At 45.8% G+C, this 25,851-nt stretch carries 24 protein-coding genes; 14 read left to right on the top strand and 10 right to left on the bottom strand.

Going from position 1 to position 25,851, the window contains the following annotated elements; genetic code table 11:
- Positions 1–32 precede the first annotated feature (32 nt).
- From tsaD to ACSUPM_RS01550, 3 genes are all read right to left on the bottom strand, one after another.
- The gene (gene tsaD, locus ACSUPM_RS01560; protein WP_201578399.1) at positions 33–1,082 is read right to left on the bottom strand and encodes a tRNA (adenosine(37)-N6)-threonylcarbamoyltransferase complex transferase subunit TsaD; all 1,050 of its coding nucleotides are present in this window, start codon (positions 1,080–1,082) and stop codon (positions 33–35) included.
- Positions 1,083–1,219: 137 nt separating this feature from the next.
- A complete protein-coding gene (locus tag ACSUPM_RS01555) occupies positions 1,220–1,729 on the bottom strand; it encodes a c-type cytochrome (protein WP_025651932.1) in 510 nt (169 codons plus the stop codon).
- Between the two features lie 84 nt (positions 1,730–1,813).
- Complete coding sequence (locus tag ACSUPM_RS01550; protein WP_201582448.1) at positions 1,814–2,212, bottom strand: hypothetical protein; 399 nt, start codon at positions 2,210–2,212, stop codon at positions 1,814–1,816.
- A 405-nt stretch (positions 2,213–2,617) separates the two neighbouring features.
- On the opposite strand from ACSUPM_RS01550, the gene rpsU reads away from it, so the two are divergent.
- On the top strand, positions 2,618–2,833 hold the full coding sequence (gene rpsU / locus ACSUPM_RS01545; RefSeq protein WP_025651930.1) for a 30S ribosomal protein S21: 216 nt from the start codon (positions 2,618–2,620) through the stop codon (positions 2,831–2,833).
- 186 nt (positions 2,834–3,019) lie between these two features.
- Complete coding sequence (locus ACSUPM_RS01540) at positions 3,020–3,469, top strand: GatB/YqeY domain-containing protein (protein WP_201566092.1); 450 nt, start codon at positions 3,020–3,022, stop codon at positions 3,467–3,469.
- An 89-nt stretch (positions 3,470–3,558) separates the two neighbouring features.
- On the opposite strand, the gene ACSUPM_RS01535 is transcribed toward ACSUPM_RS01540, so the two are convergent.
- A complete protein-coding gene (locus tag ACSUPM_RS01535; protein ID WP_227688882.1) occupies positions 3,559–5,247 on the bottom strand; it encodes a M48 family metalloprotease in 1,689 nt (562 codons plus the stop codon).
- Between the two features lie 416 nt (positions 5,248–5,663).
- On the opposite strand from ACSUPM_RS01535, the gene ACSUPM_RS01530 reads away from it, so the two are divergent.
- The 4 genes from ACSUPM_RS01530 (at position 5,664) to thiS (ending at position 7,998) form a co-directional block, all read left to right on the top strand.
- Positions 5,664–6,155, top strand: a complete 492-nt coding sequence (locus ACSUPM_RS01530; RefSeq protein ID WP_025651927.1) for a sulfurtransferase TusA family protein — start codon at positions 5,664–5,666, stop codon at positions 6,153–6,155.
- 241 nt (positions 6,156–6,396) lie between these two features.
- Entirely contained in the window at positions 6,397–7,260 is an 864-nt protein-coding gene (gene rpoH, locus ACSUPM_RS01525) for an RNA polymerase sigma factor RpoH (RefSeq protein ID WP_198015432.1), read from the top strand.
- A 62-nt stretch (positions 7,261–7,322) separates the two neighbouring features.
- Positions 7,323–7,697, top strand: coding sequence for a DUF423 domain-containing protein (locus ACSUPM_RS01520; protein WP_025651925.1), 375 nt, complete (start codon positions 7,323–7,325; stop codon positions 7,695–7,697).
- Positions 7,698–7,797: 100 nt separating this feature from the next.
- The gene (gene thiS, locus ACSUPM_RS01515) at positions 7,798–7,998 is read left to right on the top strand and encodes a sulfur carrier protein ThiS (protein ID WP_025651924.1); all 201 of its coding nucleotides are present in this window, start codon (positions 7,798–7,800) and stop codon (positions 7,996–7,998) included.
- Between the two features lie 409 nt (positions 7,999–8,407).
- Here the strand turns inward: thiS and hpf are convergent, their stop codons facing one another.
- On the bottom strand, positions 8,408–8,788 hold the full coding sequence (hpf, locus tag ACSUPM_RS01510) for a ribosome hibernation-promoting factor, HPF/YfiA family (protein WP_025651923.1): 381 nt from the start codon (positions 8,786–8,788) through the stop codon (positions 8,408–8,410).
- 361 nt (positions 8,789–9,149) lie between these two features.
- Complete coding sequence (gene rpoN, locus ACSUPM_RS01505; protein ID WP_201566091.1) at positions 9,150–10,850, bottom strand: RNA polymerase factor sigma-54; 1,701 nt, start codon at positions 10,848–10,850, stop codon at positions 9,150–9,152.
- 407 nt (positions 10,851–11,257) lie between these two features.
- Between rpoN and ACSUPM_RS01500 the strand changes: the two genes are divergently transcribed.
- Positions 11,258–12,157, top strand: a complete 900-nt coding sequence (locus tag ACSUPM_RS01500) for a carbon-nitrogen hydrolase family protein (protein ID WP_201566090.1) — start codon at positions 11,258–11,260, stop codon at positions 12,155–12,157.
- 92 nt (positions 12,158–12,249) lie between these two features.
- Here the strand turns inward: ACSUPM_RS01500 and ACSUPM_RS01495 are convergent, their stop codons facing one another.
- From ACSUPM_RS01495 to lptM, 4 genes are all read right to left on the bottom strand, one after another.
- Positions 12,250–13,266 carry a tyrosine recombinase XerC gene (locus tag ACSUPM_RS01495; protein ID WP_173239266.1) on the bottom strand — a complete coding sequence of 339 codons (1,017 nt, stop codon included), beginning with the start codon at positions 13,264–13,266 and terminating at the stop codon, positions 12,250–12,252.
- A gap of 6 nt (positions 13,267–13,272) precedes the next feature.
- Positions 13,273–14,160 carry a diaminopimelate epimerase gene (gene dapF, locus ACSUPM_RS01490; RefSeq protein ID WP_025651919.1) on the bottom strand — a complete coding sequence of 296 codons (888 nt, stop codon included), beginning with the start codon at positions 14,158–14,160 and terminating at the stop codon, positions 13,273–13,275.
- A gap of 196 nt (positions 14,161–14,356) precedes the next feature.
- On the bottom strand, positions 14,357–15,586 hold the full coding sequence (gene lysA / locus ACSUPM_RS01485) for a diaminopimelate decarboxylase (RefSeq protein WP_201566145.1): 1,230 nt from the start codon (positions 15,584–15,586) through the stop codon (positions 14,357–14,359).
- A 212-nt stretch (positions 15,587–15,798) separates the two neighbouring features.
- A complete protein-coding gene (gene lptM, locus ACSUPM_RS01480; protein ID WP_101211639.1) occupies positions 15,799–16,113 on the bottom strand; it encodes an LPS translocon maturation chaperone LptM in 315 nt (104 codons plus the stop codon).
- 812 nt (positions 16,114–16,925) lie between these two features.
- Between lptM and ACSUPM_RS01475 the strand changes: the two genes are divergently transcribed.
- From ACSUPM_RS01475 to ACSUPM_RS01445, 7 genes are all read left to right on the top strand, one after another.
- Positions 16,926–18,158 carry an acetate/propionate family kinase gene (locus ACSUPM_RS01475; RefSeq protein ID WP_025651915.1) on the top strand — a complete coding sequence of 411 codons (1,233 nt, stop codon included), beginning with the start codon at positions 16,926–16,928 and terminating at the stop codon, positions 18,156–18,158.
- 90 nt (positions 18,159–18,248) lie between these two features.
- Positions 18,249–20,396 (top strand): phosphate acetyltransferase, encoded by a 2,148-nt coding sequence (pta, locus tag ACSUPM_RS01470; protein WP_025651914.1) that lies wholly within the window; start codon positions 18,249–18,251, stop codon positions 20,394–20,396.
- Between the two features lie 260 nt (positions 20,397–20,656).
- The gene (nadD, locus tag ACSUPM_RS01465; protein WP_101211641.1) at positions 20,657–21,538 is read left to right on the top strand and encodes a nicotinate (nicotinamide) nucleotide adenylyltransferase; all 882 of its coding nucleotides are present in this window, start codon (positions 20,657–20,659) and stop codon (positions 21,536–21,538) included.
- Positions 21,539–21,669: 131 nt separating this feature from the next.
- Positions 21,670–22,083: a ribosome silencing factor gene (gene rsfS, locus ACSUPM_RS01460; protein WP_037025541.1), complete on the top strand. Its 414-nt coding sequence runs from the start codon at positions 21,670–21,672 to the stop codon at positions 22,081–22,083.
- Positions 22,084–22,314: 231 nt separating this feature from the next.
- The gene (locus tag ACSUPM_RS01455) at positions 22,315–23,076 is read left to right on the top strand and encodes an MOSC domain-containing protein (RefSeq protein ID WP_101211642.1); all 762 of its coding nucleotides are present in this window, start codon (positions 22,315–22,317) and stop codon (positions 23,074–23,076) included.
- A 156-nt stretch (positions 23,077–23,232) separates the two neighbouring features.
- On the top strand, positions 23,233–24,594 hold the full coding sequence (locus tag ACSUPM_RS01450; protein WP_025651910.1) for an APC family permease: 1,362 nt from the start codon (positions 23,233–23,235) through the stop codon (positions 24,592–24,594).
- A gap of 54 nt (positions 24,595–24,648) precedes the next feature.
- Positions 24,649–25,530, top strand: a complete 882-nt coding sequence (locus tag ACSUPM_RS01445) for an N-acetylmuramoyl-L-alanine amidase (RefSeq protein WP_436880119.1) — start codon at positions 24,649–24,651, stop codon at positions 25,528–25,530.
- Positions 25,531–25,851 lie beyond the last annotated feature (321 nt).

Below are 25,851 nucleotides of genomic sequence, written 5' to 3'. Positions count from 1 at the left end.
AACATGGGCATGACGCCCAATCAACATCACCTTTATACTGCAGGCAACTCTGTCATCGGCCAACGTGGCACACAGCTAACGGCCAAATCATCCGACTGCCCTGCTTGCAAGCGCTCGTAACCGGCATAAGCAATCATCGCACCATTGTCCGTACATAACGCTGGCGGTGCATAATGGACGGTGGCGTTTATTTTTGCCAGCTCAGCTTCTAACGTTTCACGCAGATGACTATTAGCACTCACACCGCCAGCGATGACTAAGCGGCTCATCTCTACTTGCTTAAGTGCTTTGACGCATTTTTTCACCAGCGTATCAACCATGGCATGTTGAAAACTGGCAGCAATATCGGCACGAACTTGTGGATCACCGTCAGGGCCACTTTCCGAATGAGGGGTATCTTTGATAAGGTTATGCACCGCTGTTTTCATACCGCTAAAAGAAAAATCTAAACCGCGATGTAACATCGGTCTTGGTAGACTGTAAGCGTTTTGATCGCCTGTTTCAGCCAATTTAGCAATATTAGGACCACCAGGATAAGGCAAGCCTAGCATCTTGGCGGCTTTATCAAAGCACTCGCCAGCGGCATCATCGATTGATTCACCCAATATCTCGTATTGACCAACGCCATGAGCAGCAATAAGCAAGGTATGCCCACCAGACACTAGTAACGACACAAACGGAAAGGCGGGAGGATTTGCGCCCATCAGCGGTGCTAGCAGGTGTCCTTCCATATGATGGATACCGATCGCCGGAATATCTAAGCCATACGCCAAGCTGCGCCCAAATAATGCACCGGTCATCAGCGCGCCAATCAATCCAGGCCCTTTGGTATAGGCAATGGCATCAATCTCGCTTTTCTTGATATCGCACTGCTCTAGTAGCTCGTTGAGTAAAGGTACCAGCTTACGAATATGATCGCGGCTGGCAAGCTCAGGCACGACGCCGCCATAGAGTGCGTGCAGCTCTATTTGTGAATACAGCACTTGCCCAAGCAAACCTTGATTGTCAGTGTCTATCAGCTCACTATCAAAAATCGCCAGTCCCGTCTCATCACAAGACGTCTCTAAACCCAATACTTTCATACTCTTGCCTTCATATCGTCTTTTGCAGCGTTTTCGTCTTATGCCATTAACAACGTGCATAAAAAAACCGCCATTGTCAGTCACAATGACGGTCAGTTTAACAAATTTCAATAGCGAATATATGGCAATACGCCCCATCAGCTCACAGACGCCAACATATAATCAACCGCAGCATGCACTTGTGCCTCAGTGACGCCATTGATCGCTTGCGCGGGCATCTTATTAAAACCTTTAGCAGAATGGCTATACAGCGTCTCTTTGTCTTTAGTAATGCGCGCACTCCACGCAGCGGTATCGCCATATTTTGGCGCTTCTAACAGCCCTTGTGCATGACACATCTTGCACTGCGCCTCATAAAGCTTGGCCCCAGCGTCCGCAGCCAGTACTTCAGGTTCGGCTTCGGCTACTGGCTCTTCTATCGCTTCACTGACCTCGCTCTCTACGGCAGGCTCGGGCGTCACCACTTCAGGCTCAGCGACCGGCGGTGCTGGCTCGACAGCGACGGCGTCAGCTGATTCGCTGACCGCAGCTGGTTCTTCAGCCGTTGTATTGTCACCACTACACGCACTAAGCGCCAGTAACGCGCTAATACTGAACACCGACAATGTCCATTTACCAAAACTCATACGCGGTTGCTTATTACTCATGATCATACCTCTATATAAGGGTTCATCTTAGCGGCTGTCATTACAGCGCATAAAATCCGTCACGGCCTTGCACATTGAGCGCTATTAATTGGCAGTTGCTTCAGCGTCAGTCGTTGCGGTATCCGCTACGGGCGTGGCGGCATTAGTATCAGTAGCTGCTGTATCCGTACTAGTACTAGTACTAGTCGCATCGGCACTGTCAGCCATATCCGTATCAGCACCTGCTTCAGTAGTGGTAGCGCCGTCAACTGCCGTACCGTCCGCTGCCATATCTGTCGCTGGCATCGGTGCGGTTTCTGGAAAATCCATCTCTTCAGCTTCAGGTCCATTGGCAAGAGCAAGCTTGGCGGCCTCATCTACCCGATCAACGGCTTTTACTTCATGCGACCCACCTTCTTTATCACTGCTACAAGCACTCACGCTAAATCCAAGAGCGACCAACAATGCGGTGCTTAAAGCCGTATTTAGTACTGTTTTCTTCATTCCAACATCCTCAATAAAATGCCCAAAAATCATTAGTGTGTCACTGACTATATAGAAATTATCATAGCATAAAGACAAGACAAACCGTTATAGACAGTAGGGATTTTTTGTTGGATTATCTGTGACGGATTTAACCAGATATAAACAAGATAAGTAAACCCAAAAACTTCCTAATAGGTTGTAAAAAATGCGCTAGCCCAAATATTTTCCAATTACTCATACTGAGAGATAAATGCATGAAAACCATTGACTTTATTCGCATTTATTATTAAAATACTCGCCCTTGTGCTATAGTACAAGATTATCCTAGTTTGAGTTGATGCCTGTAATCTTGAGATATTACGGCTAAATACTAATACACAACCAAACTAATGCCTTTATATCTCATCCTCATAAGGAGTCTTCATGCCTGCAGTTAAGGTTAAAGAAAACGAACCAGTTGATATCGCAATCCGCCGCTTTAAGCGCGCTTGTGAAAAAGCCGGTGTATTATCTGACGTGCGTAAACGTGAATTTTATGAAAAACCAACGCAAGAGCGCAAGCGCAAAAAAGCAGCTGCGGTAAAGCGTTATAAGAAAAAATTACAACGCGAAACTATTCGTACCACTCGTATGTACTAATCGATAATACGATTAGTTAAGTACAAGCGCTACATTAACGCCACTGTTATCAATCGATATCAGTGGCGTTTTTTATGCTACAATTTTTATTATTGCGGTCGATACTGCCAGTAATAGCGTCTTTCATTAAAAAGACCGCTTTCGCAGACGGCGCATCAACAAACTTACCTTATAAGGATAATAATAGTGAGCGACCTTAAACAAACCCTGTCAGACAATATCAAAACCTCTATGAAAGCCCGTGAGCTTGAACGCGTAAAGGTATTGCGTAACGTGCATTCCGTTATCAAGCAAATTGAAATTGATCGTCAAATAGAGCTTGATGATGCAGGGGTGTTAGAAATCCTACAAAAACAGCTGAAACAACGTCAAGAATCACTTGGTATTTTTACCGAAAATGGCCGTGACGACTTGGCAACCAAAGAGCAGTTCGAAATTGATATCATCAATGAGTTCATGCCCAAGCAAATGGATGATGATGAGCTGGCTGCTATGGTAAATGCCGAGATTGCAACGCAAGGCGCCACTTCTATGCGCGATATGGGCAGTGTGATGGGCGTGTTAAAAAATAAAACCGCAGGTCGTGCTGATCCGGCGCTCATCTCTAAACTGGTAAAAGAAGCCTTGCAAGGTTGATAGCTTTGTAATAAACACCATTGTTTAATATCAATGCCTAGGGCGTGTGCTAATTTTAAAAATGGTGATTCAAAGATACACATAACCGCCTAAGGCTTAAAGTCTTTGGCGGTTTTTACGTCTTTAATTTCTGCATTTATGCTCGCTAATAGCGGACGTGCACTACTTGCTTGCCCCGTCGTTTGCATACGTTCAGCCAACTGTTTGGCCTGTGTTAAGGAAGTAAGTGCACGCTCGTAACGTCCATTCCAGAGCTGGTCATGGCTGCGATAACGTAGCGCATTAATGGTAGCAATATTTTTAAGTTGCGCAGAATCAGTGGTTTTAGCGATTTTTTCATTGGCCAGTTGTAGGCTTTGCCAAGCATAGCGATCGGCTGGCTGCTGCTGGGTCAGAGGTTTTAACAAAGCTTGTGCCTTGGTCGGCTCATTACTATTGGTCAACGCCTCAGCCAAATACAACCGCAAATCACGGCGCTCAGGATACAGACGCTGCTGACGCTCTAATACCTCGGCGGCTTGCTGCCACTTGCCTTGCTCGCTCAGAATTTGGCTGTGGGTAATCGACAACAAGGGCTCTAACACCTGCCGCCGCGCCACTGGTAACGCAACAAGTTCCGCCAATATCTCATTGGCGTCAGTAAAGCGTTGTTGCTCGCTATACCAAGTCATCAGTGACAGTTTGGCCCCTAAGCTGTTTTTGGCGGCTGCCGTCAAGGTGGTCTCAGACGCATGCTTACCGGTACTTTGTACACGCCAATAAAGCAAATCGAACAGCGCTTGATGACGCTGTTGCTGGCTTAATGACATGGTTGGATACTGCTGCGCACGACTTTGCGATTCACTCAAGCGCTCATTGCTCAAGGGATGTGAACGTACAAAACTGGGTAAAAACCGATTGGCTGTCTGATTCAGCTGGCTTTGTTGATTCATCGTCGCAAAAAAGCTGGGCATCGCCCGTGGGTCATATCCAGCTTGGGTCATGATTTGCATCCCTACCCGATCAGCCTCACGCTCATTGTTGCGACTAAACGCCATGCTGCTATTCATCGTCGCCGTTTGGCTGCCCATCATCACTGCCGCTGCCGCATCACCATCGACCGCTGATGCGGCAATCGCGGCCAGCATGCCACCTATTTGCATCAGCATGGCTTTTTTACGTTCATCAACGCCGCTTTCGTAATGGCGTTGGCTAATATGCGCGACTTCATGAGCGACGACGCTGGCCAGCTCATCCATACTACTCGCAGCCAGTATCGTCCCTGTATTGATGCCGATGACGCCGCCTGGCGCGGCAAACGCATTGATACTGGGATTGTCGATAATGACCACGCCCAAGGGTGCTTGCTGACGCGCTTGCGCATTGAGCCGCCACGTCATCTCCTTGACCGTTTCTTGCACCCAAGGATCGTGCTCCATTTTGACACGACCATTGATATTTTGTAGCGACCATTCGCCAAGTAGCTTATTTTGATATTGCTCCGCAAAGCTCAGCCCTTGCCCGCGTAAGTTAGGTAAATCGAGCGCTTCTGAAGCTGGGCCTTGCCACGAGTCATAGGCAAATGGCGCAGCGGTACTTTCGCTACTATTGGCGCCAGTTGCCATTGTCAATAAGGCAGCTGATACGACAATTTTTATGGCATGGGGCATGAGCAAACGAGCCGTTTTTTGCTTGGGTGTAGACGATATCATGTCTTGTGCATCCTTAACGATGAAACACGCATTCGAGACATTGACGTCTGGTTTACCACATAGCGACTGTCTATTAGAGTGATACAAATGCGCATCCTATCCGATTGATAACAACGTAATTTTGACTATACGAGCTTGTTTATATAAGGTCAATTCTAGTCTGCATTTAACTACCAATAACTTGGCTGCGCGTCACTATTGTGCAACATAACCATGTAATTATTAGAGCTGAATTTCAGCCTGTTTATTGCTAGCAATCTGCACAGATCACCATGAAAAGACACCTTGCTTAGTTATTCTAGTGAGCCAAACATTACGATGACTATATTCAACTGCAACTACATAGCGGCAATTTGCTATAATGATGCACGGTAGAGAGACTTTGCCATTATTGTTTTTTAATTAATGGCTCAAATCTATTGATAAGTTAATATTAATAATAATAGGCTATTGAATTCTCTATAGTTGTAAACGCCAGTTTTAATGTTTTAAGGGTAGGTTTTATGTCCGCTGACAGTCAGTTAATCACCGTAACAGGCTCTTATTCTGTCTGTTTGCCAGCCAGTTTGTCTGATACGCAGCAGCATGTTATTCGCCAATTATTAGATTTATTGTCTGCCTCTTATGAGGGTGATACTGAGTTGAGTGCTACGATCGACTCAAAGCAGCTACCCCTTATTATAAAGAACTTGGTAGACGGACGTGGACTTGCCTGCCCGATGCCATTGTTAAAAACCAAAGTGGCATTACGTGAGGTGGCAGCGGGCGAGTCGTTATATGTGGTGGCCACTGACCCTAACTCGCAAGCGGATATCACCGCTTTTTGTCAACAAAGCCAACAGGCTGGAACGACTCCCAGCTTAAAATTGATGGTTAACGAAGTCACCAATAAAGACATTAAGCCAGTTATCAACGAAGCGCTGGCTGATGGCATATCATCCCAGCATTGCGATACAATATATCACTTCATCATTACCAAAACTGATAGCAACTAAGCGTCGCTATCCTTTACAATTACAACAATAAAGATTTTTATCTGACTGTTTGTTTATCTATTTAACCAAGGTCAAGAATATGGCTACTACTGCTAATGATGCTGCGAAAACACGTAAAAAAGATGGCGCAGCGCCTGAAAAAAACGAAGCGCGCGATGCAGCTCTAAAAGCTGCTGCTGCGCGTCCACCTTATGATGCGAGTGCATTTGAAGATACGAGTACGCGTGACTTAGTGCCAGCGATGCCGACGCATCTATCAGCGCCTGGGGTCAATCTGGGCGCGTATATCAATACAGTGCACCAAATCCCTATTTTAACCCCAACGCAAGAGCAAGAGCTTGCCCATCGCTATTATGATGAAGGCGACGTGGAAGCCGCACGCTTACTCGTTATGTCGCATTTGCGCTTTGTGATTCACATCGCACGCAGTTACTCAGGCTACGGTTTACCACAAGCGGATCTCATCCAAGAAGGTAACTTGGGGTTAATGAAAGCCGTCAAGCGTTTTGATCCGAATAAAGGCGTGCGTTTGGTCTCTTTTGCAGTGCATTGGATTAAAGCGGAAATTCACGAATTTGTGATTCGTAACTGGCGCATTGTCAAAGTCGCGACCACCAAGGCGCATCGTAAGTTGTTCTTTAACTTACGCAGTCTCAAAAAGACCAATAATCAGCTAACATTAGAAGAAGCAGATGCCATTGCCAATGACTTAAATGTCACTCGTAAGCAAGTGCTTGAGATGGAATCGCGTCTCACCTCTTATGATGCTTCGTTTGAAGCGCAATCTAGCGATGATGATGACGGTCGTTATGCGCCGCAGCTGTTTTTAGAAGATGGTATCGATCCTGCTGAGATGGTAGAAGAATCGGATTGGGAAGAGAACAACTCATCAGCACTGATTGCGGCGATGGATACCCTCGATGATCGTTCACGCGATATCGTTGAGCAGCGCTGGCTGTCTGAGCAAAAATCTACCTTGCACGAATTGGCAGCGGTTTACTCTATCTCAGCTGAGCGTGTACGCCAAATCGAAAAAAATGCTATGGATAAAATTCGTGATGCTATGACCATCGATAGTGTCATTTTGCCCGATGACATTCAATAAGGCGGGCGCAAACATTCTATTCTGCACTATTGATAGGCTTGGCTAATGATAAGAGTTTGGGCATGGTAAATTGGATAGCTATTGCAGCGATTAATATGGCCGTCGCCGTTGCTTTAGGCGCGTTTGGGGCTCATGGTCTCAAAAGCATGGTTAATACTCAGCAGCTTGAATGGTGGCACACGGCAACGCTCTATTGGTTTGTCCATGCCCTTGGTTTGTTGCTCGTTGGCATCCTTATTCGCCTGAACTATACGACTCAGACGAGCGCATGGTTGCTACAGGTTGGCGTGATTATATTTGCTGGTAGCTTGTATGCAATGACCTTGGGCGCGCCGCGTTGGTTTGGCGCAATCACGCCTATTGGAGGCGTCTTAATGATTGCAGGTTGGCTATGGCTGGCTGTTTCGGCGTTTCGCTTGAGCAAGGTAGTTGTTTGACGTACACAGTTATTAACAGCCGCGAAAAAGATAGATAACAATGATGTCACTGAACGATATGGCGAAAAAAGGAATTTCAACCAATTAAGGAGTACATTTTATGAGTACCATTAGTGTTAATGGTAAACACCTACAGACCACCCATCAAACCGTGCAATTGGTCATCAATGAGCTAGGACTTAGCGAAGGTCGCTATGCAGTCGAGGTTGATGGAGATCTGATCCCAAAGAGCGAACTTGGTCAACTACGTATCGTAGAAGGGATGAATATTGAGGTGGTACAAGCAGTTGGTGGCGGCTAGCGGTTGATTCATTAGTCGTTTTAATATAGTCACTTGAAGATAGTCACTTGAAGATAGCCACTTGAAGATAGTCACCTCGAAAAAACTAGTAGTTAAGACAAACTGAACCTTATTAATTACACCATCTTTTGCGTTAAAGAATGACGATATGATAGCCAATAAAAAGACCTCAACGTTACATACGTTTGAGGTCTTTTTTATTGCTTATTACGTCATTACTCAATCGATGGGCTATTTATATTATTTATTCATATAGTCGATTCAATTTAAAAGTAGTACAAGGCAACCGAGTGTAGATGTATATGTGATACTTCAAGCGAGGTTAACGCTGTAATACTTTTATAGTGGAATGACTATACTATTTATGGGTTTATTAGCCACTATATATTGAGCGTCAATCATAATAAAACTAAACGGCTGGCGCTACATCAGCGGTAGTAAGGTCTTCATAGCGTCCATCACGCCCTGCACCCTGAGTTTTTTTACGCTCTTGACGGGTTTTGTATTTACGCACTTGTCTATCAAGCTTGTCTGCCATCTCATTAATGGCTTTATACATATCATCCTCAAGTGCTTGGACAAACATTTCTTGACCTGAGACTCGCATAATCGCTTCGGCTTTATGGCTTTTTTTACCACCATCACTTGCGCCGCTATTGTCTAGCGATAAGATCACTTTAATACTTTGTATCTGATCGAAGTGACGCTCTACTTTTTCAAGTTTTTCGCGAACTGCTTTGTCCATCGCATCGGTAACACTGATATGGTGACCACTGATAGAAACATTCATATTATTGTCCTTTTATTTATGACTTACAATCAACAGATGAGATAGCATTCCTGCCTTTATCATCTTGCCTTACCAACGACCGCTACAAAATTTTCGGTAAAAACTGACGTATTATTGTATTGCCAATTTAGTATCGCCAATTTTTTACCAAAATAAAAATCTGCTTCGTTTTGATCCTTGGTATGACTCTAATTTGTCATGAAAGCAGGTTAGTAGCAAGACAGTAAATTGTAATTAAATGTAATAAAAACTGTTGTTTCTTTCAGGTTTCTATATAATCAAAAAATTTTATTTTTTATATTTATAATCAGGTATATTGAAGGTTGCCTGACTTTAATGATAAGTCATTGAGTTACGACAGTTAATATTTTTGCTTGCGCTGGGTAGATGAGCCAATATTCATCGCTTCACGATATTTGGCCACCGTTCGGCGAGCAATATCGATGCCTTCTGAAAGCAAATGGTCTTTTATGCGACTGTCAGACAGCGGTTTCTTAGGGTCTTCATCCCCTATTAACTGCTTAATCATCGCGCTAATGGCTGTTGATGAGATGTCGCCGTCGCTACTACTGACATGCGAGGAGAAGAAATGCTTAAGCGAAAACAAGCCTTGCGGTGTCAAGATGCTTTTGCTGGTGGTCAACCGCGAGACGGTCGATTCGTGCAAATCAACTTCCTCAGCGATGACCTTTAGAATTAATGGTTGCATGGCAGTCGCCCCATACTGCAAAAAATCTTGCTGATAGCGCACGATACTGGTCGCTACCTTTAATAAGTTTTGATTGCGCTCTTCAATACTACGAATAAATAGCCGCGCATCGGTGAGGTTTTCACGCAAGTATTGATTGTCTGGGCTGTCATCGCCGCGCTTGACCAAATTGGCATATTCTTGATTGACCCGTAGTTTTGGTAAGGTGTCAGGATTCAGGCGTACCTGCCAGCCATCGACTTGCGCAGTCGCATCGGCTCTGTTGCCATTACTGATGTTCTGAGTATGGTGGCGACGGATAGGCGTAACCAGCACATCAGGGATATCATAGCTGGCAGGTGGTTGCGCGTAGTCTGGCTGATAGCTTTGAAACAGTAGACCTGGCGAAGGATTTAAGCTGCGCAATAGAGTAAGCGCCGGGGTAATCTGCGCAGGCGCCAACCCTGTGCGCTCAGTCAGCGCCTTGATATTATTACTGACCAGATGCTCACTGGCGGACAATAGCGCTTGCGCTTCTTTTAGATAGCGAGTATCAGCATCGAGCTTGGCCAGCTGAATCGCTAAGCATTCACTCAGATTGCGCGCACCAACGCCCAATGGATCACACGATTGAATAACACGCAGTACCGCCATGACTTCATCGTGCTCAACGCGCTCTTCCCATTGATAGAAGCTTGCCATGGTCTCAAAGCTTTGTAGTAACTCGTCAATATCGAGGCGCACAAAGCCCATATCATCCATCGAGTCCATCAGATATTCTGCAATCAGCGTGTCCGTTTCGGAGAGACGCTTAAAGTTAAGCTGCCAACGTACATGGTCTTGAATCGTCGCGCAGGTGCCACCTTGATAGCTATCAAACTCATCATAATCTGGTCGTGCTAGTGCACTGGAGGCACTGCCCGCACTGAAATGACTGGCATCAAAACTGTCCGTATCAAAGCGCCCATAGTCATCGTTATCCAGCGCTTGATAATCTATCGCGCCATCATCGACACCAGACTGTTGCAGCTTATCGAAGCTATCCATGGAGCCATCACTATAGTCGTTCGTACTGTCATCATCATAAGTGGCAGTGCTCGATGACGCGGCGAATGAATCAGCGCTAGCACCTTGGTTCCAAGTATCGAGGGTTAATGGCTCACTAAACTCCTCCCTCATCGCATCATTAATGCTCTCGTACTCGTCTTCCTCCTCCTCGATACGTTCGAGCAGCGGATTACTATCCAGCTTGGCCTGAACCTCTTGCGCAAGCTCAAGACTAGAGAGCTGCAGCAATTTGATGGCTTGCTGCATTTGCGGGGTGAGCTTCTGTGACGTGCTTAGCGTGGTCGCCAATCCGAACGACATACTCATGGGTAGCTTATTACACTCCAATCGTGGTGGTATAGTCGACCCGATATAAATCAGATACGTTATCAGGCTTGCTTAGTCTACTAGTGGCCGTAGTGTCACGCACATGCCTTTGCCTTTCTGGTGTCTCAATTATATCAAATCGACTATGTGTTATGCTGATTCAGGCGGTGACTTTATGATATCAGGTCATGACGATAGCATTTTTTGCCACAATTTTGCTATGATAATTTATACCCTATGCGCATGAGTTTTTGACTTCTATCTCACAAAGCCGCTTAGTCACCAGCATGATGGGCTGAATAAATAGAGTCCTACGTGTATATAATCTATTAATAATGACAAGCCTCTTATGATAACAAAGGTGAGATAAGCGCCTTGTCAGCTTAAAGATAACTGAGAAACAAACGATGAATAAACCTATAAATAATGCGCAATTTACCATTGCCGCTATCCAAATGAACAGCCAGCAAAACATTGACAATAACTTAGCGGACATAAAAGCCGCCATCATTGATGCTCGCGCCCAAGGTGCTCAGCTGGTTGTGTTACCAGAAAACTGCTGTAGCATGGGTGAGCAATTTGCTACTGCTGAGCAATTTGATGCCCTGTCAGCGTCGTTGGCAGACTACGCCCGCACCTATGGCATTTATGTGCTGGTCGGCTCCCTACCCTGCGCTTATCGCCCAGATGGGTTGGTCGTACCTGATGGTAGATTGCGCCAAGTCAGCCAGTTATTTGCCCCTGATGGCAAAAGGGTTGCACGCTATGACAAAATTCATTTATTTACAGCGACGGTAGCAGATAAGCAAGGCAGCTATAATGAAGCCGCCACGTTTGAGCCGGGCACGCAGACAGTGGTTGTACCGATTGAGGTAAATGATGCTGTTTATCAATTGGGCATGATGGTCTGCTTTGACTTACGTTTCCCTGCTTTGGCGCAGCGTTTGCGCCAAGCAGGTGCTGACGTATTGAGCGCGCCATCCGCCTTTACTTATTTGACGGGACAAGCACACTGGTCGCTGTTGCTGCGTGCACGTGCGCTAGACAGTCAATGTATGGTGATTGGCGCGGCACAAGGTGGCGATCATGTCTATAAAAATGGGAGTACGCGACAGACGTGGGGACATACTACCATTACCACTTATGATGGCACCATTATAAATAGCTATGATAATAGTGAACTAAATAGTCAAGCGGTGACTGAAAAACAGAAAAATTATGAAGTCATATTGGCAACTTTTGATAAAGAAGCTCAAGCCCAAGGGCGGCAAAAGATGCCTATCTTTGACTGTCATCGTTTGGCTTAAGGGTCGATCTGGTCTATTTTAAAATAAAGCTTTTAGAAGAAAGCTTTTAGAGCTTTAAATTTTAGAACGTTAGCCTTTAGAAAATTCATATTCTACGTTGAATCTTTGTCATTCTGCGCATGCGTGGCACGCGGATGTGCGCGATCATAGACTTGTGTCAATTTAGCAAAATCTACATGGGTATAGATTTGCGTCGTGCTAATATCGCTATGCCCAAGCATCTCTTGTACCGCCCGCAGATCACCGCTGCCAGATAGCATGTGCGAGGCAAAGCAATGGCGTAATAGATGCGGATACATATTTTGCGCAATGCCTGCCCGCGTTGCCGCGACTTTTAGACGTTGCTGCACTGCCCGCGTTGACAAGCGTGTGCCCAATTTTTCACTGATAAATAGCGCCGTGTCCATCTGCTCCACCCACAGGTTACGATGCGGTAGATAACGGCTAATTGCTTCTGCGGCTTTTACACCTAACGGTACTATGCGCGTCTTATTGCCTTTACCAGTTACTCGTACTCGCAATTCGGACAAATCCATATCTGCCATATCTAGGGCGACCAATTCGCCGACCCGTAGACCGCTGCTATAAAGCAGTTCAAACATCGCTTTATCACGCAACCATAAGCGTGCTTGTTCTGGCGTATCAGGGATTTCTTGATCTAGCAATTGCGTCAGTAAATCCACGTCGGCGATCGACGGTAGCGGCCTAGGACTGCGTTTAAGCTGATAGCCGGTCGTTGGATTGATACGCGCCAAATCCTCCTCGATTAGCCAGCCGTAAAAGTGGCGGATGGCGGACAGCTCTTGCTGGACGCTAGCAAGCGCAAGTTTGTCCTCATCGAGTCGTTGGCTAATATGCTGCGCCAGTTGGCGTTTATCGCAGCGTGTCCACGTCAGGCGCTTGCCGCGTAAAAACAGCGCCAACTGGTTTAGTCCAGCAAAATAAGCGGTCAATGTATGTGCTGAATGATTGCGCACTGACAAAGTGTTTAGCCAACGATGTACTGGTGCCAATAATTCTCGTAGCACAGCGTCTGGCTCTATCGTGGCTGCCAGCTCAGCGGATAGCCATGATTTTGACTTAGAGTCTACTGTAGGCGCTGTCGTCATTGTCTATTAGCCTTCTGGATTGGGCTTGATGCCCGCTTGCGCCATTAAGCCATCTGGGCTAAATACGCCCTCATAAACAAAGGCGGTCGGCCCCGTCATCATGACCGAATAGCCCGGCTGCCATTTAATAATCATGCTACCGCCATAAAGTTGCGCGCGCACATCTTCGCCTTCATCAAGCCAGCCTTCACGGACACCGATAGCCACTGCTGCACAGGCACCCGTCCCACAGGCTTGGGTCTCACCGACGCCGCGTTCATAGACACGTAGGCGAATATGGCGCTGGTTCATCACTTGCATAAAGCCGACATTGACACGGTCGGGAAAGGCCGGATGCGATTCAATCGCTTTGCCCAAGGTTTCAACGTCAGCATCAAGTACATCGTCAACCTTGATCACCGCATGTGGGTTGCCCATATTGGCAACATAAAGCTGCACAGGCGTCCCATTAACGTCTAAATGAAAAGCGTTTTGGATTTTGGTGGTGGCTCGCGGGGTAAATGGAATCTCGCTTGGCTCAAATTTCGGCTTGCCCATATCGACCTCTACCCAACCGTAGCGATCAGTCGTCAACGAAATAATACCACTCGCCGTCTCAACACGCAGACGCTGCTTAAATGACAGCTTACGCGCTTGGACAAAACGGGCAAAACAGCGGGCGCCATTGCCGCACTGCTCAACCTCGGTGCCATCGGTATTAAAAATACGATAACTAAAATCAACGTCAGGGCGCATGGGTGGCTCAACCACGAGCAATTGGTCAAAGCCAATGCCCAGATGACGATCACCCAATAATTGCACCAAGTCCTTGGTCAAGTCTAAGCGCTGAGTCACCAAATCGATGACCATGAAATCATTGCCCAGACCATGCATTTTTGTAAATTCTATGAGCATATCCTTGAGTCCTATCCTATTTTTATGTATGCGTTATATTAGCACGCTGTCAGATACAATGATAATTATCAGCGCTATCAAATACTAAGTTATATTTCTCCCTTAAAACCAACACCTTGATAAATTTCTACCATAAAAAAACCCACTATCAGCACGATAGTGGGTTTTTTAATATTCAAATATCGCGGAAATAATATTAATCAGCTTGCCACAATGTCTCATCTGCATATAGCGCTTCAATGGTTTCACGTTTGCGAATCAATTGATGAAGATTTCCGGACACCATTACTTCACTGGCACGCGGACGCGAATTATAATTGCTACTCATGGCAAAGCCATAAGCACCGGCACCCGTTATCGCTAAAACATCATCTGTAGCGAGCGACAATAAACGGTCTTTTGCTAAAAAGTCCCCTGTCTCGCAAATCGCACCAACGATATCCCACGGCTGCGTACCATCAGTATCCAAGCCTTTATTCGGTAACGTTTCAGGAATCACCGCCATTTCAGCTTGGTACAAAGCCGGACGAATTAAATCGTTCATCGCCGCATCAACAATGGCAAAATTCTTGTGCTCAGTTGGCTTTAATACGTCAACTGTGGTCAATAAGATACCAGCATTGGCCACAATACTACGACCGGGCTCAAAGAATACCGTCAGGCCAAGTGCGCTTAATTTAGGCAATAACGCCTCGGCAAACTCATCGATAGAGACAGGCGTTTCATCAATATAACGTACCCCTAAGCCGCCGCCCAAATCGATATGACGTAGCTCGATACCTTTGTCACGCAGGCTATGCACCAGTTCAATAACCTTATCGAGTGCGGCAACAAATGGTGCAACCTCAGTCAATTGCGAGCCAATATGACAATCAATCCCGACGATATCGATATGCGATAATTCTGCTGCTTGTTGATAGACCGCGACCGCATCTTCATGGGCGATGCCGAATTTGTTGTCTTTTAAGCCAGTTGAGATATAAGGATGGGTGTTGGCGTCGACGTCTGGATTGACCCGTAGTGAGATTGGTGCAGCTTTATCTAACTGCTGAGCGACCTCATTGATTAAGGTCAGCTCACTAATGGACTCGACATTAAAGCAGCCAATACCTTGGGTCAGAGCATATTCGATATCACTTTTGGTTTTACCCACGCCTGAAAAAACGACCTTGCTAGCGTGTCCACCTGCCGCCAGTACTCGCATGAGCTCACCACGCGATACAATATCAAACCCTGCACCCGCCTGCGCTAATATACCGAGCACAGCTAGGTTAGAGTTGGCCTTTACCGCATAACAAACCTGATGCGTTAGACTGGCGAAGCTATCAGTATAGGCTTGATAGACATCTAATATCGCCTGCTTTGAATACACATAACAGGGCGTACCATAATGCTTGGCCAATGCTGCAACACTCACCTGCTCCATATATAAAGCGTCGTCGCGATAGTGCAGTGCTGGTAAATGGGCGGTCAAGGCTTGAGGATCGACATACAATCCTTGCTCAGTTTGGGTCGTGACTGACTCACCAAGGGTGGAATCGGTGATGCCGGTTTGTTGCTCAGAATGACTCATATAAACTTCTCTAATTTCATCAGGTTATCAAGGGTAAAGGTTATCGATTGAATAGAGGACGTGTCCTAATAGTCGTTAGGATCGGTACTCGGCTCGGGCAGTATTTGCTGCTGCTCTAGGTAGCGCTCTTTTTGATAGTTATCGTCATCGACACCAGCGAAGGCAGCGTCTTGCGGATTGCTGGTACTATTGAGTCTATCGGTACTTTCTTGCACGGTTTGGCTACTGGAATCTACTAAATATAAATCGCCTTTTTGCCCGCAGCCTGACACGCCAAGCATCATGGTACTGCCAATAAGAAAAGTATAGAAGGCTCGGCGACTACCGCTAACCAATACGTCAGCAGATTTAGGCTTCAAAAAATGGTGTTTAATAAACATAGCGTAGAGAACCTTTAACGTTGCAATGCTGTGGAGGCGCTAAAATAAGCCGTATAAGTAAAAAACCAAATGAAAATTGGATCACCAAAACAGGGACGACACAACAAGGTTTAATCATAGCATTATTCCATAAAGCTGTGCGCATAGTGACTATAAACCATGTAGTAGCAATCATACTAGCATTGACACTAGCGCTCAGAAATCTATCGATTAGTATCACCCGAAAATCCATCAAGAATTGATAGTCATATTAGAGGCTGTTGAACATTCAAATATTAGGTCTGCTGATATCCATTTTTCTTACTTGCTGTGCCTGCGCAGACAGAGGCTGCAAAAAATTGATATCAGCAATACCGTCGCATTTTTAGGGTATTTTGACTATAACTGCAACCGTGTCTCTAAAAGTAATGTCAGATAACCGATTTTTTCAGCAAATAGCGAGATGAAAGTTCTTCGACAAACTTTCTTACAATTTATATTGCGAATGGGTTTAGTGCTTTAGCCGCTATTAAACACCAGTGATACTCGGTGTACAGTTGTATCAATTACACCCTCAGTACTGAATTTAAACCTTATCGTGGTCGTGGTATACGCACAAAAATATGTTACATTATAGTCAAACCTTGCAGCTGTGACGAGGCGCTCGCCAGCGACTCATCGACACTTATCAAGTATGGCAGTGCGAGAATGACCAAAATCAGCACTATTCTTGTTTGACCTATGTCAGCGTGAATACGGCTGGTTTTTGTTTATTTAACCCGTGTTAATCTATAATGATTCACCACTTATAAAATATAATCTAAGGATAGAGTATGAGCGCCGGCGTAACCACCACTTTTGACGATAAAAATTCTGACACATCAACCCTAACCAATCCTACCCTAGTACTTAACTGCGGTTCTTCTTCTATCAAATACGCGCTTATTAGCGATGACGAAACGACTCGTATCACTGGTCTGGCTGAAAACTTAGGCCTCGATACTGCCCGCATCAAACACACCACCTTAAACGGCGAAAAACTCGAAATCTCTATTCCCGGTGGTCGTCATAAGCTAGCACTACAAAAAATCCTTGAACTCCTTGAGCAGTATCACTTCATTGCGGTTGGTCATCGCGTGGTACATGGTGGCCGTGAATACTCTGAAGCCGTACGCGTGGACGATCACGTTCTGGAAGAGGTAAAGCGTCTAAAAGTATTGGCACCGCTACACAACCCTGCCAACGCCTTGGGTATCGAAGCGGTACAAGCTATTTATCCTGATATTCCACAAGTGGTCGTGTTTGATACCGCCTTCCATCAAACCATGCCACCGGTGGCCTTTCGTTATCCGCTGCCAAAAGCCCTTTACGAAGAGCATAAAATTCGCCGTTATGGATTCCATGGCACGTCTCATGCGTATGTGTCAGAACGCGCCAGCGAAATTACGAGCGCGAAAGGTCCACATGGTTGGCTCACCGCGCATTTGGGTAATGGTTGCTCAGCGACTGCTGTCTATGATGGCAAAAGTCTTGATACCAGCATGGGGCTGACGCCGCTTGAAGGTCTAATGATGGGCACGCGCAGCGGTGATGTAGACCCAAGCTTACATATCCACCTGAAGCGTCAACTGGGCATGAGCCTAGAAGAAATTGATAAAATGCTCAATAGCGACAGTGGTCTGCTCGGTATTTCAGGCTTATCAAATGATTTGCGTACCATTGAGCAAGCGGCTAACGAAGGTCATACAGATGCCAAGCTCGCTATCGAGATGTTCTGCTATCGTGTCGCTAAATATCTTGCCAGCTTAAGCTGTGCCCTACCTAATTTTACGGGCATTGTCTTTACTGGCGGTATCGGTGAAAACTCTCTCACCACGCGCACGCGCATTTTGGAGATGATGCCGCATTTTGGTATCAAAGTAGATGCCGATAAGAATGCTCATTTGGTTGGTGGTAGCGAAGGCAGTTTCCACGGTGATGGTAGCACCATTGAGCTGTGGGTTGTACCGACCGATGAAGAGCTCCGTATCGCCCAAGAAACCTGTCATGCTTTGGGTTTAAAATAAGTCTGATGGCTTTATGAACATTTAGACGTTTTTCTCATGCCATCAAGGATGGATTGAGCTTTAAAAATATAATAAACAGTAGGATACACTATGCAAACCATTTTACTTGTTCCTATCAGTCGCGGTATCGGGGTGACGTCAGCCGCGCTTGGTCTGATTCGCGCCTTTGACTATAACGGTATCAAAGCCGGATTTATGAAGCCGTTTTTGCAAGATGACACGCTGGATAAACAACACAGCTTGGACAGCTCAAGTGCGTTGACCATGCATGCTTTTGGCCTCAACCCACCTCAGTCTATCAGCCGTCAGCACGTCGAACGCATGATTGGGGATGACAACCTTGATGACTTGATGGAAGAGGTCGTCGGCAATTATCATACGCTTGGGGATGATTATGATGTGGTCATCTGCGAAGGCTTGGTATCAACCACCGAGACCTCTTATGCCTCACAAATCAACCGCGCGATTGCTCATGCGTTAGATGCCAAAATTATATTTGTCAGCACCGCTGATACTGGCAAGCCTGCCTACTTAGCCGATAAGTTAGATGTACACGCCCGCGAATTTGGCGGTATGGCAAGCAGTCGTACCTTGGGCTGCATCTTAATGCGCGTCCACGATGTACCCAATACTTTTGAGACCCAGCCGGTTGCTCCGGGTGAAGCGATAATCAGCTTGGACAGCACGTTCATACAAGAAGTGCAGCGGCTGTCACCGTTTTTTAATACCGAACAATTTCACTTAATCGGTGTGGTGCCATTTAGCGACTCACTATCCGTGCCACGTACTTGGGATATCGCCACCGAGCTTGACGCTACTTGGCTCAATGTCGGTGAGGCAAAAACACGTCGTATCAATCGTATCAGCTTAACCGCACGCTCAGTGGCACGCATCGACGAAGTCTTCAAACGTGGCACCCTGATCGTCGTCCCCGGTGATCGTGATGATTTGTTATTGGCTGCAGGGCTAGCCTGTATCAACGGTATCCCATTGGCAGGGTTGGTATTGACCGGTGGCGTCGTGCCAAGCCCGACAGTGGCTGAGCTTTGGCAATCAGCGCTCAAAACTGGCATTCCTGTCATGAGTGTCGAAAGCGACAGCTTTGAGACGGTACAGAGCCTCATGCACATGAGCTCTGAGATTCCAAGCGATGATGTGGCACGCGCGGAAGAAGTGGCTCGTTATGTGGCAGCACACTTGGATCTGAGCTGGATTAAAGCATACTTTAGCCAAAATCATGAGCCGCGCTTGTCTCCTTCGGCATTCCGCCATCAAGTGGTTAAAAAAGCCCAAAATGCCAAAAAACGCATCGTGCTACCAGAAGGCTCTGAGCCTCGTACTGTAGAAGCGGCCTGTATTTGTCAAAGCCGTGGTATCGCCAATTGCGTGCTGCTTGCCAAGCGCGCAGACGTTGAGCAAGTGGCTAAAAACCGTGACTTAACCCTGCCAGAAGGTCTAGAGATTCTCGACCCTGACACCCTCGATATGAGCAAATATATCGCTGCGGTCGTTGAACGTCGTAAAGGCAAAACTGGCGCAGACGTCGCTGCTGAATACCTGAAAGATACCGTGTACTTGGGTACCATCATGCTACAGATGGACGAAGTCGATGGCTTGGTTTCGGGTGCGATTCATACCACTGCCAACACCGTCCGCCCAGCATTCCAGTTGATTAAGACCGCGCCGCAGTACTCTTTGGTATCGTCTGTGTTCTTTATGCTATTGCCTGAGCAAGTGGTCGTCTATGGTGACTGCGCCATCAACCCAGATCCCAATGCGGAAGAGCTGGCAGAGATTGCCATCCAATCGGCACAGTCTGCAGCAGCCTTTGGCATCGATCCAAAAGTCGCGATGATTAGCTACTCAACTGGCTCATCTGGAACCGGTGCTGATGTCGAAAAAGTCACCCGCGCCACCCAAATCGTCCGCGAGCGCGCACCGAATCTAAAAGTCGATGGGCCGTTACAGTATGATGCGGCATCGGTCATGAGTGTGGGCAAGCAAAAAGCGCCAGATTCGCCTGTTGCTGGACAGGCCAATGTCTTTATCTTCCCAGACCTCAATACGGGTAACACCACTTATAAAGCGGTACAACGTAGCGCCAATGTCGTCAGTGTTGGGCCGATGCTACAAGGTTTGAATAAACCCGTGAACGATCTGTCACGTGGTGCCTTAGTCGATGATATCGTCTATACCATCGCCCTAACCGCCATCCAAGCGCATAGCGATCTTATTTAATCATTGCATGCTTTGGCTTAAAATCATGAGGCAATTGAGCCGATTATCACTATGATAGTCGGCTTTTTTAATAGGAATAAACCCTAGTCACAATTATTCTTAATCATTGGTTTCTTAGCAAGTTATTATCAGCTAATGACAACGGCGCGCCTGCCCTCTACAATGCAAGACTGGCTCATTTGCGTCGCTTATTTTCTTCTTAACCATTTATTTTTAACAACTCTATTATTTTTAACAATCCATTTAATTTTAATAATCCTATGTCAGATATAGTCCTTCAGCAGAAAAAAGAAAATCAAAACACGACTGCACCCGCCATTCGTGCCTATTTGGGTGGCTCATTTGATCCTGTACATAACGGTCATTTGCAAATGGCGATGTACGTCTATCAGCACTTATTCCCGATAGCCAAGCAACAACAGCGCGCGCTGCAGGTGTCATTATTGCCCAATGCCCGCTCGCCCTTTAAGGATAAAAGCACCAATCCGGAGCACCGCCTAGCGATGCTAAAGCTAGCGACGCAAGAGTCGCCACTACAGATTAGTGAGCTTGAGCTGTGGCAGAAGCCGCCCGTCTATACAATCGATAGTGTGCGCACGTTAAGACGACGCTACCCAAACGACAGCTTGATATTTATCATGGGCATGGACAGCGCGCGCAGCTTAGATAAATGGAAAGATGGACTTAGGCTGACAGAGGATGTCAATCTCTGGATTTTTAATCGCGAGGAAAATGCTGAGTTTTATAAAAATCTCCCTGAGACCACGTTACCAACCCCATTAAAATCGCAACTTCCTATGCCGCTGCCATCCTTAATTGTTGATTCAGTTACAGAGCTTGTGATACCGCCTACTCGACATTTAACAGACAGTCCTATCTTGAAAAGCAGTCATCAAGGTCGCATCTATCTAGACATGCGTCCTGTCTTAGCCATATCGAGTACACAGTTACGCCAGCAGCTACAGCAGGCTGCCCATCAAGTAAATATATTGCCCGCTGCCGAAACGCAAATCACATCTATACCGCCAATAAATGATATCATTAGCAATACTGAATTCAATCCATTCGCTAAATGGCTAAATCCTGCTGTTTATCAATATATTATTGCCCATCAGCTATATTCTGCTGCTCAATTCCGTTAAAATCGCCTTATCTTTGTTTTTTTGTCTATCCTATCTCCATACATCACTGCCTATATCGGTTCAGTGCGAGATGGCAAATTGACGATTGACCCCTTTATTTTTAATATTTACGATTTAAGAGATTACATTTTATGATCAACACCATGAATGACGAACGCTTGCAAGAGTGTTTAACCCTTGTCCAAAGCGCTCTAGATGATATGAAAGCGAAAAACATTACCGTAATGGATGTCGAGAGCTTAACTGACGTAATGGAGCGCATCGTCATCGCTGACGGTACGTCTAAGCGCCATGTGCGCGCGATGGCTGATAGTGTCGGCGCTGAAGCCAAGCAAGCAGGCTTTATGCCACTTGGTCGCGAAGGCGGCATCGACTCTGACTGGACATTGATTGATTTGGGCGCTGTGGTCGTGCATATGATGACCCCGCAAGCGCGTGAATTCTATGACTTAGAAGGTCTATGGTCATCGCCTGAGCAATTGGCTGAGCTGGTCGCCACGCCGCGTGAAAAGAAAACAGCCGGTCGCCGCAATAAAAACAAATGATAGTGTTTATTACCTAATCAATAGAAAATGCAAAACCAAAAAGACCAGATACTTATTCTGGTCTTTTTTTATTTAAATTTTAGATTGTTGATAAACTCTAAAGCACTGATAAATTTTAAAATACTAAAACCGTATAATCAGATAAATGATTAGGCTAAGATAATACTCGTCATGACTCCCAACAATGACATCGCCATACCTCTAGTAAACCCCTATAGATTAGGAAAATTCATGAGCATACAATCCTTTAGCCAAAAAAATACCTCTGATTTTAACCAGCCTCTACCACTGCATATTGCCAACCTCACCTGCGTCCGTGCTGGCAAAGCCATGCCATTCGCCCGTGAACAGATGAGCGCTATCGACAAAGCGCCAATCAAAGCGCCCGTTACCGTCAACTTTATGGGCTTAAGCACCGATGAACAAGCTGACCGACGCCATCATGGTGGTCCGCTAAAAGCCGTGCATCAATTACCCATCGCTACTTATGACAAGATTAACGCTGAGTTTGGCTTAAAGGTGCGTATCGGTACTTTAGGGGAAAATCTGACGACCGAAGCGGTGAATGGTTTGCCAGAGATGGATGAATCGACTGTTTGTATTGGAGACGTCTATCAGTATGGGCAATATGATCAAGACAAAAAAGACAGTGAAGAAAGCGTGCAGTTACGCATCGTCCAACCACGACGACCTTGCTACAAAATCAATGACCAAATCGGACAGTTCACCAAAGTACCCAATATCGCTGCATGGGTGACTAAGCAAGGTATCGCTGGCTGGTACTTTCAAGTGGTACGTGATGGGCTGATTGACGCTGACTTGCCTGTCTATCTCATCGAACGTCCTTATCCGTTTGCCACCCTTGAAGCACTGTGGCAACTGTCGAACTCAAAAGAAAAATTTGACGCAGATGTCATTGAGCCATGGCTTGCGATTGAGTACTTGGAAGATAGCTGGAAAACCGTTTTGGCTAAAAAAATTCAAAAGGATTGAGAAAGCATTGCTCAGAAAAAACCGTTATGATGACTTTCTTATTTAGAATCGATAATTCTTACGCCCTCATAATGACAGCAAGGTTTTTCATGTCCCAAACTCATTTTATAATCAGCGGTATTTCGCTCTCATTTTCTAATAATCAAGGAGGATTATATGAGCGACAAGACTGAAAGTATCAGCTACCTGCAAGCGATTGCGATTAGCGTCGGCGCGATTATCGGCTGGGGTGCTTATGTCATGCCGGGCGATTTATTTTTGCCGCAGTCGCAGCTGTTAGGCTCTTCTGTTGCCATTATCATTGGTACGTTGGCCATTTATATGGTGGCGCGCGCTTATATTAATTTACTGACCCAAACGCCAGAGAACGAATCGGGCGGTATCTATTGGATTGAGAAGTATCTTAATAGAAAACACGCCTATGTTTATGGCTGGGGCGTGGCAATAGGCTATATCTCCATCGTCGCGCTCAATATATCAGCCGTTGCCTTGCTGTTAAGATATCTGCTACCGAGCAGCTTACAAATAGGCTATTTGTACACGATTGCTGGTTGGGAGGTCTACGCCAGCGAGGTGTTCCTATGTAGTGCCGCTATCATTTTATTCAGCTATATCAACTTAAAGGGTGTGCGCGTCGGGGCGAAAATCCAATTATATATCGCCCTATTTATGATTCTGTCGGTCAGCGCGCTATTTTTCGCCTCGCTTTGGGCGACGCCAACGACACAAGCATTTTTGCCCACGGATATGCAAAGTAGCTCGATCACCAGTTTGGCATGGTTGCCTATTCTGGCGGTGATGCCGTGGGCGTACGTCGGCTTTGAGACCACACCGCAGATATCCAAAGCGATTAGCGACTCAAAAACCAAGACCAAAAGTATCATCTTAATCTCGCTAGTCGCTGGTGTTTTGTTCTATTTTTTGATCAATTACTTTACCGCCCTCAATATGAACTTTGATTATCAAGCGATTAAAGACAGCAATTGGGCGACAGGTGAAGGCATAGACAATCGTATCGGTAGCATCGGTATTTGGCTGCTATCCATTGCCATGATTGGCTCGATACTGAGCGGTATCAATGGCTTTATACTATCGTCAGTCAAGCTGCTAGAATCGATGGGAGACTCGTCTTTATTACCCAGTATTTTTACTGATAAAAATCATCGATTTAGTAAGACGAAAACGGTGATGCTGATCGCTTTGGTATGTCTGTTCTCACCTTGGCTTGGCAGAAACTATTTGCTCGATATCGTTAGTATGGCTTCCTTAGGCATTACCGTTGGTTTTGCTTATGTTACGACTGCCGACCTCATCAATGAGCGCAAAAAGAAGCAAGCAGGTCTGCTAAATTATCTTTCGGTATTGATTAGCATCATCTTTATCTCATTATTACTGCTGCCCTTTTCACCCGCGGCGTTATCGCTGAATGCTTATATACTGTTAGGCTTCTTTATTATTTTGGGCGCAATTGGTTATAAGAGAATCATTCCAGTGAATGAGGGAAATAGCCTTCAATAATGCGCTAAATAAGCTGAAACAAAGCACCCTTTTACCTTTAACACAGAGCATTTCATGGCAAAAAATATTACCTCGATTGCGTTAGCATCAGTATTAACACTGTTTATGACCCTGCCACTCATCGGCTGCGTGGCAACGACAGCGCCGCGTTATACGATCGACAGCGATACCTATCAAGCTACCGGTAAAAGCCAGCGCATCAAAACCATCGTCCTACATTATACGGTCTCAGACAATGATCGCTCGATCAAAACATTGACCACGGGTGACGTCAGCGCTCACTATCTGGTTTTGGCCAATGACGATGACAAGATTTACAATTTAGTACCTGAGAGCGAGCGCGCTTGGCACGCGGGCGATGGCGGCTTTTCGGGTAGAACCATTCTCAATGACACCTCTATCGGTATCGAAATCGTCAACGCTGGCATTCAGCCCCAGTATAGAAATGCGCTAAAGAGCGACGACCTCGACTATCATCCTTACGAGCATTATGTGGCGTTTGATGAATTGCAGATTAAAAAGGTCGCGCAATTGGTACAGGATATTGCCACGCGCTATGACATCTCACCGAAGAACATCATCGGTCATGCCGATATGGCACCCTCGCGCAAGATTGATCCGGGTGCGAAGTTCCCTTGGCAACTGCTATATGAGCAATATGGTATCGGCGCTTGGTACGATGCCTTTGATAAGCAGTTCTTTATGAATCAAGACGCGTTTGCAGCGGCAACGATACCTGAGATCAAGCAAGCCTTTAGCCGTTATGGTTATCAAATCAATGATACTAATGAATGGGATAAAGCAAGCCGTGATGTGATTTATGCGTTTCAGTTGCACTTTCGACCACAGCAGCCAACGGGCAAGATGGATGTGGAGACCTATGCTATCCTAAAAGCCCTGAATAAGAAGTATGCTGGTCGGGATGACTTCTACTAAAATTAGGTATTAGGCCTTAATAATTAATTGATAGTAGATACTAAATAAAATAGATAGTTCGTATTAGGGCGTGTCCTCATTTGAAAAATGGAGATAAAAATGAAATAAATTGCAGTCAAACAAGGAAAATAGCGCAGATAATATCGGGATATTACCTAGCTCTTTGACGATGTTTAACAAAATTTAGCCATTTTTAGCCCATTTAGAGGTTTATCGATTGAATTGAGGACACGCCCTAGAACGCGTGACTGAAATAATTTTTCTGGCTTGCTGTGCCTACGCCGACAGAGGCTGCGAAACATTTATTCCAGTCACACTGTA

This window comes from Psychrobacter okhotskensis (genome assembly GCF_965638355.1).
GTDB classification, from domain to species: domain Bacteria; phylum Pseudomonadota; class Gammaproteobacteria; order Pseudomonadales; family Moraxellaceae; genus Psychrobacter; species Psychrobacter okhotskensis.
The sequence above is the reverse complement of the archived record's forward strand: the minus strand, read 5'-3'. Positions and strand labels throughout refer to the sequence as shown.

Excerpts from the sequence above, each read along its gene's own strand:
- tsaD (WP_201578399.1), bottom strand. The coding sequence starts at position 1,082 with ATGAAAGTATTGGGTTTAGAGACGTCTTGTGATGAGACGGGACTGGCG.
- ACSUPM_RS01555 (WP_025651932.1), bottom strand. The coding sequence starts at position 1,729 with ATGAGTAATAAGCAACCGCGTATGAGTTTTGGTAAATGGACATTGTCG.
- ACSUPM_RS01550 (WP_201582448.1), bottom strand. The coding sequence starts at position 2,212 with ATGAAGAAAACAGTACTAAATACGGCTTTAAGCACCGCATTGTTGGTC.
- rpsU (WP_025651930.1), top strand. The coding sequence starts at position 2,618 with ATGCCTGCAGTTAAGGTTAAAGAAAACGAACCAGTTGATATCGCAATC.
- ACSUPM_RS01530 (WP_025651927.1), top strand. The coding sequence starts at position 5,664 with ATGTCCGCTGACAGTCAGTTAATCACCGTAACAGGCTCTTATTCTGTC.
- rpoH (WP_198015432.1), top strand. The coding sequence starts at position 6,397 with ATGCCGACGCATCTATCAGCGCCTGGGGTCAATCTGGGCGCGTATATC.
- ACSUPM_RS01520 (WP_025651925.1), top strand. The coding sequence starts at position 7,323 with ATGGTAAATTGGATAGCTATTGCAGCGATTAATATGGCCGTCGCCGTT.
- thiS (WP_025651924.1), top strand. The coding sequence starts at position 7,798 with ATGAGTACCATTAGTGTTAATGGTAAACACCTACAGACCACCCATCAA.
- hpf (WP_025651923.1), bottom strand. The coding sequence starts at position 8,788 with ATGAATGTTTCTATCAGTGGTCACCATATCAGTGTTACCGATGCGATG.
- rpoN (WP_201566091.1), bottom strand. The coding sequence starts at position 10,850 with ATGAGTATGTCGTTCGGATTGGCGACCACGCTAAGCACGTCACAGAAG.
- ACSUPM_RS01500 (WP_201566090.1), top strand. The coding sequence starts at position 11,258 with ATGAATAAACCTATAAATAATGCGCAATTTACCATTGCCGCTATCCAA.
- ACSUPM_RS01495 (WP_173239266.1), bottom strand. The coding sequence starts at position 13,266 with ATGACGACAGCGCCTACAGTAGACTCTAAGTCAAAATCATGGCTATCC.
- dapF (WP_025651919.1), bottom strand. The coding sequence starts at position 14,160 with ATGCTCATAGAATTTACAAAAATGCATGGTCTGGGCAATGATTTCATG.
- lysA (WP_201566145.1), bottom strand. The coding sequence starts at position 15,586 with ATGGAGCAGGTGAGTGTTGCAGCATTGGCCAAGCATTATGGTACGCCC.
- lptM (WP_101211639.1), bottom strand. The coding sequence starts at position 16,113 with ATGTTTATTAAACACCATTTTTTGAAGCCTAAATCTGCTGACGTATTG.
- ACSUPM_RS01475 (WP_025651915.1), top strand. The coding sequence starts at position 16,926 with ATGAGCGCCGGCGTAACCACCACTTTTGACGATAAAAATTCTGACACA.
- pta (WP_025651914.1), top strand. The coding sequence starts at position 18,249 with ATGCAAACCATTTTACTTGTTCCTATCAGTCGCGGTATCGGGGTGACG.
- nadD (WP_101211641.1), top strand. The coding sequence starts at position 20,657 with ATGTCAGATATAGTCCTTCAGCAGAAAAAAGAAAATCAAAACACGACT.
- rsfS (WP_037025541.1), top strand. The coding sequence starts at position 21,670 with ATGATCAACACCATGAATGACGAACGCTTGCAAGAGTGTTTAACCCTT.
- ACSUPM_RS01455 (WP_101211642.1), top strand. The coding sequence starts at position 22,315 with ATGAGCATACAATCCTTTAGCCAAAAAAATACCTCTGATTTTAACCAG.
- ACSUPM_RS01450 (WP_025651910.1), top strand. The coding sequence starts at position 23,233 with ATGAGCGACAAGACTGAAAGTATCAGCTACCTGCAAGCGATTGCGATT.
- ACSUPM_RS01445 (WP_436880119.1), top strand. The coding sequence starts at position 24,649 with ATGGCAAAAAATATTACCTCGATTGCGTTAGCATCAGTATTAACACTG.